The organism is Staphylococcus petrasii (assembly GCF_002902565.1).
Classification (GTDB): domain Bacteria; phylum Bacillota; class Bacilli; order Staphylococcales; family Staphylococcaceae; genus Staphylococcus; species Staphylococcus petrasii.
In genome coordinates this window covers 35,775-51,209 of record NZ_PPRC01000013.1, presented here as the reverse complement: position 1 = coordinate 51,209, position 15,435 = coordinate 35,775, and the positions used below count along the sequence as shown (strand labels likewise).

At 35.0% G+C, this 15,435-nt stretch carries 12 protein-coding genes; 6 read left to right on the top strand and 6 right to left on the bottom strand.

Annotation, left to right across the window (positions count from 1 at the left end):
• Positions 1-61: 61 nt before the first annotated feature.
• From CD127_RS03125 to lnsB, 4 genes are all read right to left on the bottom strand, one after another.
• On the bottom strand, positions 62-850 hold the full coding sequence (locus tag CD127_RS03125; protein ID WP_103365737.1) for an ABC transporter permease: 789 nt from the start codon (positions 848-850) through the stop codon (positions 62-64).
• Entirely contained in the window at positions 843-1,505 is a 663-nt protein-coding gene (locus tag CD127_RS03120) for an ABC transporter ATP-binding protein (RefSeq protein ID WP_103365736.1), read from the bottom strand. Before CD127_RS03120 ends, CD127_RS03125 begins: the two co-directional genes overlap by 8 nt.
• A gap of 174 nt (positions 1,506-1,679) precedes the next feature.
• The gene (locus tag CD127_RS03115; RefSeq protein WP_103365735.1) at positions 1,680-2,492 is read right to left on the bottom strand and encodes a CPBP family intramembrane glutamic endopeptidase; all 813 of its coding nucleotides are present in this window, start codon (positions 2,490-2,492) and stop codon (positions 1,680-1,682) included.
• A gap of 56 nt (positions 2,493-2,548) precedes the next feature.
• Positions 2,549-3,322, bottom strand: a complete 774-nt coding sequence (gene lnsB, locus CD127_RS03110) for a CPBP family lipoprotein N-acylation protein LnsB (protein ID WP_103365734.1) — start codon at positions 3,320-3,322, stop codon at positions 2,549-2,551.
• Between the two features lie 181 nt (positions 3,323-3,503).
• Here lnsB and CD127_RS03105 point away from each other — a divergent pair, with 181 nt between their 5' ends.
• Both CD127_RS03105 and CD127_RS03100 read left to right on the top strand, forming a co-directional pair.
• Complete coding sequence (locus tag CD127_RS03105; protein WP_103365733.1) at positions 3,504-5,084, top strand: FMN-binding glutamate synthase family protein; 1,581 nt, start codon at positions 3,504-3,506, stop codon at positions 5,082-5,084.
• Between the two features lie 278 nt (positions 5,085-5,362).
• Positions 5,363-6,649, top strand: a complete 1,287-nt coding sequence (locus tag CD127_RS03100) for an O-acetylhomoserine aminocarboxypropyltransferase/cysteine synthase family protein (protein ID WP_103365732.1) — start codon at positions 5,363-5,365, stop codon at positions 6,647-6,649.
• A 221-nt stretch (positions 6,650-6,870) separates the two neighbouring features.
• Here the strand turns inward: CD127_RS03100 and CD127_RS03095 are convergent, their stop codons facing one another.
• A complete protein-coding gene (locus CD127_RS03095; RefSeq protein WP_167409898.1) occupies positions 6,871-7,329 on the bottom strand; it encodes a DUF1307 domain-containing protein in 459 nt (152 codons plus the stop codon).
• A gap of 172 nt (positions 7,330-7,501) precedes the next feature.
• Here CD127_RS03095 and CD127_RS03090 point away from each other — a divergent pair, with 172 nt between their 5' ends.
• On the top strand, positions 7,502-8,578 hold the full coding sequence (locus tag CD127_RS03090; RefSeq protein ID WP_103365730.1) for a M42 family metallopeptidase: 1,077 nt from the start codon (positions 7,502-7,504) through the stop codon (positions 8,576-8,578).
• 238 nt (positions 8,579-8,816) lie between these two features.
• On the opposite strand, the gene CD127_RS03085 is transcribed toward CD127_RS03090, so the two are convergent.
• On the bottom strand, positions 8,817-9,635 hold the full coding sequence (locus tag CD127_RS03085; RefSeq protein WP_103365729.1) for an SDR family oxidoreductase: 819 nt from the start codon (positions 9,633-9,635) through the stop codon (positions 8,817-8,819).
• Positions 9,636-9,897: 262 nt separating this feature from the next.
• On the opposite strand from CD127_RS03085, the gene CD127_RS03080 reads away from it, so the two are divergent.
• The 3 genes from CD127_RS03080 to CD127_RS03070 all read left to right on the top strand — a co-directional run bounded on the left by CD127_RS03080 (position 9,898) and on the right by CD127_RS03070 (position 15,428).
• Entirely contained in the window at positions 9,898-11,442 is a 1,545-nt protein-coding gene (locus CD127_RS03080; RefSeq protein ID WP_103365728.1) for an AbgT family transporter, read from the top strand.
• Between the two features lie 180 nt (positions 11,443-11,622).
• Positions 11,623-13,164, top strand: coding sequence for an exopolyphosphatase (gene ppx / locus CD127_RS03075; RefSeq protein ID WP_103365727.1), 1,542 nt, complete (start codon positions 11,623-11,625; stop codon positions 13,162-13,164).
• A gap of 98 nt (positions 13,165-13,262) precedes the next feature.
• Positions 13,263-15,428 carry an RNA degradosome polyphosphate kinase gene (locus tag CD127_RS03070; RefSeq protein WP_103298416.1) on the top strand — a complete coding sequence of 722 codons (2,166 nt, stop codon included), beginning with the start codon at positions 13,263-13,265 and terminating at the stop codon, positions 15,426-15,428.
• The last annotated feature ends 7 nt before the right edge of the window (positions 15,429-15,435 follow it).

Genomic DNA, 15,435 nt, shown 5'->3' with positions numbered 1-15,435 from the left:
ACAAAAAGTCAGTTTCCGCTCAAATTTTCAAACGGAAACTGACTTTTCATTTTCAAGAAAATTATTTATCGTCTTCGTCATCTTCTTGGATATCGTTATTACGTGCGATAAGTTGATGACGTGCATTAAAGAATTGATTATAGCTTAGATATGTAGCAATTAAGGCAGACATAATCGTTGCGGTAGTATGAATGAACACGACTAATAGTTGGAATTTAATCGCTTGTAAAGGTGGCACACCACCGATGATTAATCCGGTCATCATACCTGGAATGGAAACTAAACCATATGTTTTTACTGAATCAATCGTTGGGACAATCGCCATACGGATACTTTCTCTAATAGCATCCTTAGAAGCTAACTTAGGTGAAGCGGCAAGTGTCAGTTTCGATTCAATATCTGCAATATCTTTTACGAATGCACGATCTAAATTTTGATATGCCAAGTTAATCGCAATTAAACCATTGTTTGCTAACATACCACCAATTGGAATGACTTCATTCGCTTTGAAATCAATTGCTCCGGCTAAGACTGTGGCAGCTAAAGGTAACGCTGTCCCTATAAAAATCGCTATGAACGAAATAATAAATACATGGTGCATGACTGGTGACGCACGGTTAATCGTATTCCAAGAGGCATTAATAATAATAATTAATACCGCTAATATTAATATCCATGCTTCATCAATTTTGAAGATATAATTCAGTACAAATCCTAAAATCAGTAATTGGATAACTGCACGAAGAGAAGCAATTACCAAATCTTTAATAATATGTAAGCCTTCTTTGTAAGAAATAATAATTGGAATTAATAACAGTAAGGCTGTTAAACAGAGGGCTGTATTACTCATTATGTTGTAAGTCCTCCTCTTTAGTTATTTCACCATCAGTAATGGTAATTCTCTTTTGAAAATGACGCATACTTTGATCATCACTATGCGTAATCCATAAAATAGCTACACCTTCATCAGCTAGTTGGAAAATCATTTTTTCAATTTTTGATTTATTATGGGTGTCTAAGGCACTTGTAGATTCATCAAGTAACAACATTTCAGGTTTATACATCAATTGACGTGCAATCGTAATTCTTTGACGTTCCCCACCTGACAAATGTTCAATTTTTGAATCTAATGAATAGTCACCTAAATTTACCATTTCTAATAATTTTTTAGCTTTTTCTTTATCAAATTTATCGTTATGTGCCATTGCTGGGAATGCCATATTATCTTCAATCGTTTCTCCAAACAATTCACTTTGTTGCATTAGGTAACTAATTTGGGAACGTAATGTTTCTGGCTTGTAATCACTATACGGTTTCCCTTTAAAATAAAGCTCTCCTTTTGTAGGGCTAATTAAATTGTTGATTTGTTTTAAAAACGTACTTTTACCACTACCTGAGGGGCCTACTATAGCAATCGTTTCACCTTTATCAACTTGAAAATTAATATTATTTAAAATTGTACGGTGAGACGCTTTATAACTCAGATTTTTAATTTCTAATAACATCGGTTTCTGACCTCCTTATTCCTATCCTACTACTATTTATTGAGTATTTAAATTTAATTTTTTATAGAAATAAATTTATTTCTTAATTGAAAACCATAATTATAAAACAAAAAAGTAAGACGTTTTATTTCAGTACATTAACGTCTGAATCACGTCTTACTTCTTTATACCCTATTATTTACCTGCGATAATAGGAACAATAATAGCTATAAATGATACAAAATTATTTATCATATGTAGCGTTATAGTTGTTGCTAAATTTCGTCCACTAAAATGATAGGCAACCACAAAACCAGTAGCCATAATTAAATATGGTCCTATTTCAAATGGTGATGAGGCGCCAACGCCGAGTACGTGTAAGCCAGCAAAAATCAATACAGAAACGATATACATTGCGATATATGTTAATTTCTTACCTAATTCGTGAATAATAAGATGTCTAAATAGTAATTCTTCGACAATAGGTGTCACAATTACGATATCTAAAAATAAGATTGGCCATATCCATTTAACTGTAAATAATTGTTCAATGGCTTTATTATTAGCTGTATCATCGAATTGATATTTCTCAGGTAATAATTCAATAAACCAGCCATAAATGCCCTGTAATACATACATTGCTACTAATACTACAATAATTAAGACTATGTGTTTCTTTAAATCTTTAAAACGTTGAATAGCTAAGGGGATAATCGTTTTTTTATGCATTAAATAAAATAATAACAGTATTAAACATTGGCCCATAAGGGTGTAAATTTGCCCCCAAGACAATAAACTACGCTTAAATTCATTTTCAGGCATGGGCCCAAAAAAATAAGTGAGCGTTCTCATAGTAATTGATAACAACATAACAATTAACACCATATTAAATCCTACATAAGCAGGAATAAGCCAGAAATCTCTTTTCACTACACGCTTAGAAGCAAATTCATTCCTCAATGGTGGTTGTTCATTTGTCTGTTGCGAATCATTATATTCCGAAGTCATATGTCTCTCCTTATCTTCTGATTCTTGGAAAAGTAAGTGATATTACTTTTCAAAAATTAAAAAAACCTCTCAATCATTGTAATAATAAATATGACTAATTGTACAGAGCTATGATACAAGAAAGACGCTGCTAAGTTCTTACCGCTTCTCATATAAACGGTAATAGCGCCGAGTGAGAGTATCATGTACGGGAAGATTTCTAGCCAAGAAATCAAGTCATAGACATGTGCCAACACTTCTACAACTAAGCTAAGCCCTATCATTAATGTTAAACTAAAACGTTTACCTAATTCATGGATGATTAAATGTCTAAAGATGAGTTCCTCTATTAATGGTCGGAAAATAACCATTGTGATAAAAGTAAAGAAGATGGAACTAGGATGATTAAACAATCCTTCCAAGCGAATTTGTGCTTGCGTCTTGTCGTAGCCTAAAGGTGTTGGGAGCATCGAAGAAACCCAATTAACACCATAATAAGCGATTAAAGCAATAATGCCTGTGATAATAATCATACTTAAATGTTGCTTAGCGAAATGGAATTGGCGTCGTGCAACATCGGCAATATAAAATTTATGTAAGGCAAAAAACGCTACAATTACTATAAATTGCGCAACCACGAAACTAATGCTCAATGTTAAATTATAAAAATATAATGGCGGTGGATCTTGGGTAATCATTGCCATTACCCCTAACACACCGAACACGATAATAATTGGCATCAATATTTGAAAAAATAAAAAAATAGGAATAAGTAGGAAATCCTTCTTAACTATTTCATTACTCCCCCACCGATTTCTAGGTACTACATATTTAATAACTTCTTTCTCCATGTGTCACCTCAAACTTACAACACTTATTCTTTACTATTTTAAAATAACCTTATCACAAGACCAATTGATTTTTATTAAATTTGATTTTTCGATTTTTTATAAAAATTTAAAATCTTTAATTGTAAAAAACATTAATTGTTATATCATGGAGGGTATAAAGGGTTAAAGGGGATGAATATAAATGAATGAATTACTTACTACGATGCAGTTTATAGTTAATGTCATGATTTTTATCATTATCATTGGCTTACTCGTACTTGCATTAATTTTCTTGTTTAAAGACCGTAAACAAACTCAACACAGCGTATTACGTAATTACCCAGTTTTAGGACGAGTACGTTATTTCGCTGAGAAAATCGGCCCAGAATTACGTCAGTATTTATTTGCGAACGATACAGAAGGAAAGCCATTTTCAAGACAAGAATATACAGACATCGTATTATCAGGGAAATATAATTCACGAATGGCAAGTTTCGGGACATTAAGAGAATATAAAGAAGGGTTTTACATACGCAATACGATGTTCCCATTACAAGCTACAGAATTACAAGTAGATAATAGCCAAATGATTTCTACGTTTTTATATAAAGTAGATAACCAAAAATTATTTAAACGTGATGAACATCGTGAGAAAGAAGAAATCGATCCATTCTATTTATCTGATGAAAATGCAATTGTCTTAGGTGAAGAGCTTGCTCATCCATTTAGAATCAAACGTCTTGTAGGTCAATCGGCAATGAGTTACGGTGCGTTAGGTTCACATGCGATTACAGCCTTATCAAAAGGGTTAGCACGTGCAGGGACTTGGATGAATACAGGCGAAGGTGGTTTATCAGATTTCCATCTTAAAGGTGGCGGCGATATCATCTTCCAAATAGGGCCTGGATTATTCGGCGTACGTGATAAAGCCGGCAACTTCAGTGAAGATTTATTCAAAGAGTTAAATCAACACAAAGAAATTAAAGCTTATGAACTTAAACTTGCTCAAGGTGCTAAAACACGTGGCGGTCACATGGAAGGTAATAAAGTGACAGAAGAAATCGCTAAAATTCGTAACGTAGAGCCACATAAAACAATTAACTCACCTAACCGCTTCGATTTCATTAATTCACCAGAGGAATTATTAAAATTTGTAGATAAAATTCGCGGGATTAGTCAAAAACCAGTTGGCTTTAAAATTGTAGTCAGCAAGGTGGATGAAGTTGAAAAATTAGTACAAACTATGGTGAAACTGGATATTTACCCAAGCTTTATTACTATCGATGGTGGTGAAGGTGGTACAGGGGCCACTTTCCAAGAACTTCAAGATGGTGTAGGTTTACCTTTATTCACAGCTTTACCTATCGTTTCTGGAATGTTAGAACGTTATCATGTGCGTGATAAGATGAAAATCTTTGCTTCAGGTAAATTAATCACACCAGATAAAATTGCTATCGCTTTAGGTTTAGGTGCTGACTTAGTTAATGTGGCACGCGGTATGATGATTAGCGTAGGATGTATTATGAGTCAACAATGTCACTTAAATACATGTCCTGTTGGTGTAGCAACGACTGACCCTAAAAAAGAAAAAGCATTAATTATTGATGAAAAACAATATCGTGTAACGAACTATGTAACAAGTTTACATGAAGGCTTATTCAATATCGCAGCTGCAGTCGGTGTAAAAAGTCCAAACGAAATTACAAAAGATCATATCGTTATTAAACGAGACGATGGCACACTCCAAGAAATCGCAAATTATAAATTAAAATTAATAAGTTAAAGCACAGAGGTCTGGACAAAAGCGTTTAGGATTTGAGCAGAACCGAACGATAAGCAAAATTGCTTCCCAAATTTTGTCGAGTCGTGACGGTCTCTGCCGAGAATCCTGCTTTTGGGAAGCCGTTAATTAGTTTCCCAGAGCATTAGCTTTCTTGTCTAGCCTCTTAATTTATATTTATTTTCCAATCCCGAGTAATTTGGTTTGATTTACCCTCCAACTTCTGTATAATATATATAAATATAATTATCTGAAAATTCAATTTATTGGAGGTCCTCACTATGTCAGAACAACGCCCAAATTGGAAAATTGAAACTCAAACGATTCACGCCGGTCAAGTCATCGATGAATTCTCTAAATCACGTGCAGTGCCGATTTATCAAACATCAAGCTATGTCTTTGATAACACGCAACACGCTCAAGATTTATTCTCTCTTGCCCAACCAGGAAATATCTACACACGTATTATGAACCCTACGCAAAATGTCTTCGAAGAACGTGTGGCTCAGTTAGAAGGTGGCGTAGGTGCGCTCGCAACTTCATCTGGTCAAGCAGCTATCACCCTTGCCTTACTCAACATTGTTGAAACTGGTTCAGAAATCGTTGCCTCTTCAAACCTTTACGGAGGTTCATTCAACTTATTAAATATTACTTTTAGAAAATTAGGCATCAAAGTCCATTTTGTCGATCCAAGTCATCCTGAAAATTTTAAAGAAGCAATTAATGATAAAACACGCGCGATTTACGCAGAAACAATTGGTAACCCTGCCATCGATGTGTTAGATATCGAAGCAGTCGCAAATATTGCTCACCACCACGGAGTGCCATTAGTGATTGATAATACATTTGCCTCTCCTTACTTATGTCGTCCATTCGAACATGGTGCTGACGTTGTCATTCACTCTGCTACTAAATTTATTGGCGGTCACGGTACTTCTATCGGCGGTATCATCGTGGATAGCGGTAAATTCAATTGGGATAACGGCAAATTCCCTGGTTTAGTTGAGCCTGACCCTAGCTATCACGGTATTTCTTATACGAAAGATGTTGGCGAAGCTGCTTATATCACGAAAGCTCGTGTTCAATTATTACGTGACTTAGGTTCAGCCGTTTCACCTTACAATGTTCATGAATTCCTAATCGGTCTTGAAACACTTCATTTACGTATGGAACGTCACTCTGAAAATGCCTTAAAAGTAGCACGCTTCCTTGATCAACACCCTAAAGTGACATGGGTTAATTATCCAGGACTTGAAAACAGTAAATATCATCAACTCGCAAATAAATATTTACCTAAAGGACAAGGTGCTATTCTTACATTTGGTGTGGATGGTTCAATTGACGATATCGCTCACTTTGTTGACGAATTACAATTATTCTCATTACTTGCAAACGTCGGTGATTCAAAATCATTAGTCATCCATCCAGCAAGTACTACACATCAACAATTAACTGAAGAAGAACAACGTCAATCTGGCGTATTACCAGAAATGGTGCGTCTATCTATCGGTACTGAAAATGCTGAAGATATTATCAACGACCTAGACACTGCACTAAACAGTATTTAACTAGTAAAAAAGAGCGGACAAAATTGTCCACTCTTTTTTTATTGTTACAGTAATTAATAGCAGAAAGACTGTCAGAAAACCCTTACCAATCGAGGAAACGAAATGTGTGACGACGGGAGTTTACTATACGTAAATGACCTAGGAACGCATAAGGTGACGACGAGTGAAAGGGTTTATCTACAGTTTAGGAGTGGGCAACTTCGCCCACTCCTTTTTTCTTTCTAGTCTTCTGTCATATTCGATTTTTGTTTAAATCCTAAATGTTTTAAATAACGTACTGACCCTTCCATATTCACTTTCTTACCATTTTTAGATAATGTAGCGTACGGAAGTTGTTTTCCTATTTTTTTAAGATCTGCTTTTTTGTAGTCAATCTCAACGTTTTCAACCCATTTTTCATGCTTGTCTTCTAATTTATAAGATACGCCTTTATAATCTTTCAACGAACGATTATCATCAAATGTTTTTTTACCTTCTTCTTTCGACATACCTAAATCATTATATTTTAACGTGCTAATTGTGTTTTGTTTTAACACTTTATTTTTCTTATAAGTTAAAGTTGTGATGACGTGTTTACCGTCAACGTCACCTTCATATGTCTTCGAACGTTCTTTACTACAAGCACTTAGCATGCTTACACTTAATACAATAATGCCCACTAATATTAAGAATTTCTTCATGATATGCCTCTACTTCCCTTTTATTCATTTTCACAATAAATTATAGCACTTACTTATTGTTGATGTGAGATTTTTCAATTCTTTTTATATTTTAAACCATTATTTTTTCAGAAAATTAAGTTTAATCATGCTACAATGATTGTAATTACATATATTAGGGGGTCTCATACTTATGAAAGAGTCAATTGAATTACTTAAGTCATTGACTGACGTAAATGGTATTGCAGGTTACGAACGCAAAGTTAAAGAAACAATGCGTCATTATTTAGAACCCGTGAGTGATGAAATTATCGAAGACGGTTTGGGTGGCATTTTCGGAAAAAAAGAAAGTAAAACAGGTACTAAATCGTTAATGGTGTCAGGACACTTAGACGAAATCGGCTTCATCGTGACAAGCATTGATAATAATGGGTTCATCAAATTCCAACCAATTGGTGGCTGGTGGAATCAAGTAATGTTGTCACAAAAAGTAACGATCACGACAGATGAGGGCAAAGAGATTCGCGGTATCATTGGTTCTAAACCGCCTCATGTCCTTACACCTGAAGCACGTAAAAAGCCAATCGATATTAAAGAGATGTTCATCGATATCGGCGTGCGCAGTAAAGAAGATGCAGAACAACACGGTGTAGAAGTTGGCAATATGATTACACCATATAGTGAGTTCGAGCAACTTGCGAATGGTAAATATTTAACTGCTAAAGCCTTCGATAACCGCTATGGTTGTGCGCTTGCTATCGATGTTCTTAAAAATTTAAAAGATGAACAAATTGGTATCGATCTATATTCTGGCGCAACTGTGCAAGAAGAAGTCGGTTTACGTGGTGCTAAAGTGGCTGCTAATAAAATTAAACCAGACTTAGCCATCGCAGTAGATGTAGCTGTAGCATTTGATACTCCTGGGATGACTAATTTAGGTAGTGAAACGGCTATCGGTAATGGACCTGTTGTAATATTAATGGACGCATCTAATGTGGCGCATCAAGGTTTACGTCAACACATTAAAGAAGTGGCGAAGAAACATTATATTACAGTTCAATGGGACACAACGCCAGGCGGTGGTACAGACGCTGGTAGTATTCACGTCGCAAATGAAGGTATCCCTACTATCTCTATTGGCGTGGCATTACGTTACATGCATTCAAATGTTTCAGTGTTGCATACAGATGACTATGAAAATTCAGTACGACTTGTAACTGAAATCGTCCGCTCACTCAACGATGATGCTTATAACAAAATTAAATGGTGATATATTATTTTAAAAGTGTATTTTTATATTTTGATATGATATAATTATTTGAACGAAGATTAACGTCATTTGACGAAACAAAAATTAACTTATAGCAGTAGACTGGGGTTTTAAATGGTGTATTGGCATTAGTCGTCTTTATGTTTCTTATATTGTTCAAACCAAACCCTACTGCCAAAGCGTTAATAAAGGCTGAGACATTTTGTCTCAGCCTTTTCATTAATACTACAATCCATTTCTATTCTACTGTATTTTTCCAACTGTCATCACTTAACATTTCGCCAGGCCAAGTGTATGCCATCACACCACCATCAATACGAATTGTTTCACCAGTAATGAATGAACTATCGTCTGATGCTAAGAAGGCTACAAGTTTGCCTACTTCTTCTGGTTTACCTAAACGACCTAGTGGTGTTACCCATTTTTGATTTTCACGGAATGTTTTACCCGCTTCATCTTCAGACGTACCTGCTAAGTTATCAACTAATGGTGTTTCAATTGTACCTGGTGCAATCGCGTTGGCACGGATATTCTCACGACCATATTCAATCGCGATAGATTTCGTAAAGTTAATTACTGCACCTTTCGCAGCGTTATATCCTGAACGATATAAGTCCGCCGCTTGTCCTGAGAATGAAGACGTATTAATAATAGAACCGCCATTATCCATCATTAATGGAAGTAAGAATTTCGTTACTAAGAATGTTCCTCTCATATCCACATTCATGATATTATCGAACACTTCCACTGGATATTCATGAATACGACCTGCACTGTGGTCCACACCTGCGTTATTAAAGATGACATCAATACGTCCATATTCATCTTTCGCTTTCTTCGCGAAATCTTGAACTTGTTGATCATCCGAAATATCTACTTTATAAGCAGTCGCTTGTCCGCCATTTTGTTTAATTTCTTCGACAGTTTTTTCTAATTCATCCGAAATATCTAATGCTAAGACATGCGCACCTTCTTCAGCTAATGCTTTCGCAGATGCTTGCCCAATACCAGTGCTAGCCCCAGTAATCACTGCGATTTTATTTTCTAAACGTTTCATAATTGTTCACGCTCCCAAATTGATTTCTACTCAACTTATTGTTTTATTCTTCCTTCTTTTTCCACAAAATGAAGCACCTCAAACGCGAGCGAACGAATGATAGCGCTTAACAAAAAAGATTTTAAACCTAATATCCAAAATTTATAATTTTAAATAACTTATTCAAGTAATAATTAATTATTATATTTAAATTTCTGAATATTGCTATATTTTAAAAAATAGTTTGTTATACTTTACGTTATCTAACAAAGGGGGCCATTTCATGACAACAAATACAAAAGATAAACCATCTTTACTTACAAAGTTTTTAAATGGCGTTGAAAAAGTGGGTAATAAATTACCCGATCCAGCAGTACTCTTCTTTCTCATGTGTGTCGGTTTAGCCGTCATCACGTGGATTGTTTCTTTATTTAATATCTCAGTTAAACATCCTGGAACAGGAAAACTTATCCATGCTAAAAGTATTATCAGTACAGACGGCATTGCGATGATTATGAATGATGCAATTAAGAATTTCTCTGAATTCCCAGCACTCGGTTTAGTGCTTGCTGTAATGATTGGTGTCGGTGCCGCCGAAAAGACAGGCTACTTTGACAAGTTAATGATTTCAGTCGTGAATAAAGCCTCTAACAAACTTATCTTACCTACGATTATTTTAATTGGTATCTTAGGTAGTTTAGCGGGAGATGCAGCAACAGTGATTTTACCACCACTTGCTGCGATGCTTTTCATTAAGATTGGTTACCATCCTATCGCAGGTTTAACAATGGCATACGCTGCTGCAGTTGGTGGCTTCGGTGCCAATCTATTAATCGGTATGCAAGATGCGCTCGTCTATGCCTTTACTGAGCCAGCTACAAAGATTGTTTCAGATCACGTTAAAATTAATGTCGCAATGAACTGGTACTTTATCGCTGCCAGTGTATTCTTGGTACTACCCGTTATTTACTTCGTGACAACTAAAATTGTGCTACCCCATTTAGGCAAGTATGATGAAAGTCAATCTGACCTAGATGAAGAAGATGAAACATCATCTAAAGTAACACCAACTGAGAAAAAAGCACTTTTATGGGCAAATATTTCATTTCTTATCTTAATTATCGCGCTTATTATTTGTTGTATTCCTGAGTCAAGTTGGCTTCGTAATGCAAAGACAGGTAGCTTAATAGACGATTCACCATTAATTAATGGTGTCGGTTTAGTTATCTTAGTTCTCTTCTTAATTCCTGGCGTGATTTATGGGGTTATGAGTAAACAAATTAAAAGCACCAAAGATTTAGGCAGTATGATTGCAGATTCATTAGGTTCAATGGGCTCATTCATCTTAATTGTATTTTTCGCAGCCCAGTTACTTGCCTTTTTACAATGGAGTAACCTAGGCATTATCGTCGCTGTGTATGGTGCTAAATTGTTACAACATCAGAATGGTATCATCCTTATTATTGGTATCATCTTCCTAAGTAGTTTAGTGAATATGTTGATTGGCAGTGCGTCAGCTAAATGGGGTATTCTCGCTCCAATATTCGTCCCAATGATGATTTTAGTTGGCTTCCACCCCGCGTTCACACAAATGATTTATCGTGTAGGTGACTCAGTTACCAATCCTATTACTCCAATGATGCCTTATATGCCATTACTGCTTTCTTATGCGCAAAAGTATGATAAAAATATGAAACTTGGTTCACTACTTTCAAGTCTCATGCCATACACCATTGCTTTAAGTATCGCCTGGACTATTTTCGTGATTATCTGGTACTTACTTGGTATACCACTAGGACCAGGTGGCCCTGTTAAAATACCTAAATAATTAAACAAAAGAGTAGAAAAGAAATCGTTTTCAAATTAATTGATTTCTTTTCTACTTTTTTCTTATTAATAAACTAAGATTTCCTTTTGTTCCCTTTTTCAATCCACAATATTACGGTAAAATAAAAGTATAAATAAGTAATAAAATTCAACACATATTCTAGTCATTGAGGAGGACATGATGGAAGAACGTATAGGTTTAATCGATATTGGATCAAATACCATCAGATTAGTAATATTTAAATTCGATAAAAATACAGGTCTTAGTGAATTGCTCAATATTAAAACCCCTGCTCGCTTGAGCCAATATCTCACTAAAGATAACAAAATGAGTAAAGAAGGCATACATGTCTTAATCGATGCATTACATAGTTTCAAATCTGTTTCAGACAAATTTGAGGTTACAGAATTACATCCTATTGCGACAGCTGCCATTCGTCAATCAAAGAATAACGATGAAATTGTGAAAGAAGTTAAAAAGGAAGTCGGCCTTGATGTTCAGATCGTCCCTGAAAAAGATGAAGCGTATTACGGTTACTATGCGATTACACATACGACTGAAATTGAAAATGGTATCTCTGTAGATATCGGCGGTGGTTCTACAGAAGTAACCCTGTTCAAAGACAAAGAACTATTTGAATCTCATAGTTTCCCATTTGGTGTTGTCACATTAAAACGTAAATTCTTTGAAGGCAAAGATCATAACGATAAAAATGCGATTAAAGATATGGAGAAATTCTTATCTCAACAATTTGATACGTTAGATTGGTTAAAGGATCAAGAAGTGGCATTAGTTGGTGTTGGTGGTTCTGCACGAAACGTCGCACGTATCCATCAAGCTGAACACTCATACCCTATTGGTGGCGTTCATAACTATACAATGACGAATAAAGACATTGATGAAGTGTATGATATTATCCGTAAAAGTTCACGTGATGATTTAACTAACCTAGATGGATTAAGTCGTGACCGTGTAGACATTATTCTACCAGCTGTATCAGTCTTTAAAACACTTTATAAAAAAGTAGACGCCACACAATTTACATTTTCAAGAAACGGATTACGCGAAGGCTATGTGATTAAACAAATTCGTGAAAGTTATCCAGATGTGTTTGATAAAAATAATGTGCGTAAAGAGGCAATCCATTTTTTAGCACGTGAATATCATATTGAGGATGTGAGTTCGCAAGCCCGCTTAAAATTAGCTAAATCTTTATTAGCGCAACTAATTAAAATGCGTGATTTAGACGTTAGTGAGAACGATCAACGTCTTTTTGAAGAAGGCGCTTACATTTATTACTTAGGTAGCTTTATCGATTCAGATTCAAGTTCGCCACATACTTACTACATTATTGCGAACTCAATGATTAACGGCTATACGCATAAAGACCGCGTAAAACTTGCATTACTCGCTAGTTTTAAAAATAAATCGCTACTTAAGTTTTATTGCAAAGAAACAGGATGGTTTAGTAGTAAAGAAATCGATACAATCCAAGCATTGGGTGGCATCATTAAGTTTATCAATGCGCTAAATATTTCACACACAAGTTTCGTTGATGATGTGGAATTGAAGAAAAAGAAAAAAGGCGAAGATGACTATGAATTGACTGTATATTACACAGATGGTGAACCTATTGCTGAAGAGTATCAAGCGAATAGACAGAAAAAACATATCGAAAAGATACTTAAAGGGAAAGTTTCCATCATCTTTACAAAATCTTAAAATTAATATGCTATCTTAGCATTAGGTCATTCTGCCATTGACTATTTAAACACTATTAATAAAGTATATTTGAGGAAATGACGAGGTGTATTTGGAATATGCAAACTCAATTGGGAGAAAATGATATCAGTTTACCACAATACTATAATAACCGCGAATTAAGTTGGTTGGATTTCAACTATCGCGTACTACAAGAATCATACGATAATAACAATCCACTACTCGAAAAATTAAATTTCGTGTCAATTTTTAGTTCGAACTTAGATGAATTCTTTATGGTTCGTGTCGCTGGTTTAAAAGACCAAGTAAAAATGGGCTATGACAAACCAGAGAACAAAGCGCAAATGACACCACAAGAACAAGTTGATGCTATCCAAGAGAAAGCAAAAAGATACGTTGATAAACAATACGAACGCTACAATGAATTAATTGAGCAATTAAAAGATTACGACATCGTGATGTGCAAACCGGATGAACTATCTGACACATTATTAACTAAGTTAGAAAGAGATTTCAAATTAACAATCTTACCAACTTTAACGCCACTTGGCATTGATGCGTACCATCCTTTCCCAAAATTGAATAATAAAAGTTTAAATATCTTTGTTGATATTGATACTGAGGATGCAATTAATTCAGCTATTGTCCAAATTCCTTCACTCATTCCAAGATTCTTAACTTACAATGAGGGAGCTAAACAATATGTAGTTATGGTTGAAGACGTAATTACATATTTCATTAACTATTTATTTACTGGATATGAAGTTTTAAATACATTTACTTTCAGAATTACAAGAAACGCAGATTTAACTATCCATGAAGATGGCGCAGAAGATTTATTAATCGAAATCGAACGTTTCTTAAAAGAACGTAAAAGTGGTTCAGCCGTACGTTTAGAAGTAGATGGCCGTACAGCTAATCCAGATGATTTAGACTGGTTAATTGAAACACTTGAAGTTGATAAACAAGACGTGTATTTCTTAAATGGTCCATTAGATTTAACATTTATCTTTGGTCTAGTTGATCATTTATCACATAAATTAAATTACTTAACTTATGAGAAATATACACCACAAATTCCACGTTCTTTAGGCAATAACAACGTGTATGACCTTGCATTAAAACGTGACATCTTCTTCCATCATCCATACGAATCATTCGAACCTATCGTTGACTTTATTCGTGAAGCCGCTGATGATCCAAACACAGTAGCGATTAAACAAACATTATACCGTGTAAGTAAGGATTCGCCTATTATTAACAGCTTGAAAGAAGCTGCTGAAAAAGGTAAACAAGTAACAGTACTTGTAGAATTAAAAGCACGTTTCGACGAAGAAAACAACGTACATTGGGCACGTATGTTAGAAGATGCCGGCTGTCACGTTATTTACGGTATGACACACTTAAAAACACACAGTAAAATTGCTTTAGTTGTTAAACGTATTGGTAACGAATTAACATCATTTGTCCATTTAGGTACAGGTAACTATAACGATAAAACGGCTAAACTTTATACTGACATGGGTATCATCACAACAAATAAAGAAATTGCAGAAGATGCGATTAACTTCTTCAACTATTTAAGTGGCTACTCTGTTAAACCAGAATACAATAAATTAATCGTAGCACCATTCGATATTCGTGATGTCTTTATTGATCGTATCGATAAAGAAATTAATAGCCACCTTCAACATGGTAACGGTAAAATCATGATGAAGATGAACTCATTAACAGATAAAGCGATTATTGAAAAGTTATTCGAAGCATCACAAGCTGGTGTGAAAATTCAATTAATCATTCGTGGTATTTGTTGCTTAAAACCAGGTATTCCTGGCATTAGTGAAAATATCGAAGTGGTAAGTATCGTAGGTCGTTTATTAGAACACTCACGTATTTATTACTTCCATAATAATGGTGACGAACGCATTTACTTATCATCTGCAGACGTTATGACACGTAACATGATTAAACGTGTGGAAATTCTATTCCCTGTGGAAGATAAAGAGATTGGTAAACGTTTAGTAGACTTTATGGATTTACAATTGTCTGATAACCAAAAAGGTCGTTATCAAGATCAAAATGGTGAGTATCATTATGTTCAAAACAATTTATCTCCATTAAACTCTCAAGTTTACTTAATGCAAGAAGCGATGAAGTACGGTCAAGAGTTAAAGAAGCGAGCTGCGCAACCTTCAGGCATGCCCGTCGTTTCTAAACGTCGTGCTGGCTGGATGAACCGTATTCGTCACTCATTTAAGAAATAGTCTTCGC

Bases quoted from the DNA above. Each gene is read 5' to 3' on its own strand.
- CD127_RS03125 (WP_103365737.1), bottom strand. From the start codon at position 850: ATGAGTAATACAGCCCTCTGTTTAACAGCCTTACTGTTATTAATTCCA.
- CD127_RS03120 (WP_103365736.1), bottom strand. From the start codon at position 1,505: ATGTTATTAGAAATTAAAAATCTGAGTTATAAAGCGTCTCACCGTACA.
- CD127_RS03115 (WP_103365735.1), bottom strand. From the start codon at position 2,492: ATGACTTCGGAATATAATGATTCGCAACAGACAAATGAACAACCACCA.
- lnsB (WP_103365734.1), bottom strand. From the start codon at position 3,322: ATGGAGAAAGAAGTTATTAAATATGTAGTACCTAGAAATCGGTGGGGG.
- CD127_RS03105 (WP_103365733.1), top strand. From the start codon at position 3,504: ATGAATGAATTACTTACTACGATGCAGTTTATAGTTAATGTCATGATT.
- CD127_RS03100 (WP_103365732.1), top strand. From the start codon at position 5,363: ATGTCAGAACAACGCCCAAATTGGAAAATTGAAACTCAAACGATTCAC.
- CD127_RS03095 (WP_167409898.1), bottom strand. From the start codon at position 7,329: ATGAAGAAATTCTTAATATTAGTGGGCATTATTGTATTAAGTGTAAGC.
- CD127_RS03090 (WP_103365730.1), top strand. From the start codon at position 7,502: ATGAAAGAGTCAATTGAATTACTTAAGTCATTGACTGACGTAAATGGT.
- CD127_RS03085 (WP_103365729.1), bottom strand. From the start codon at position 9,635: ATGAAACGTTTAGAAAATAAAATCGCAGTGATTACTGGGGCTAGCACT.
- CD127_RS03080 (WP_103365728.1), top strand. From the start codon at position 9,898: ATGACAACAAATACAAAAGATAAACCATCTTTACTTACAAAGTTTTTA.
- ppx (WP_103365727.1), top strand. From the start codon at position 11,623: ATGGAAGAACGTATAGGTTTAATCGATATTGGATCAAATACCATCAGA.
- CD127_RS03070 (WP_103298416.1), top strand. From the start codon at position 13,263: ATGCAAACTCAATTGGGAGAAAATGATATCAGTTTACCACAATACTAT.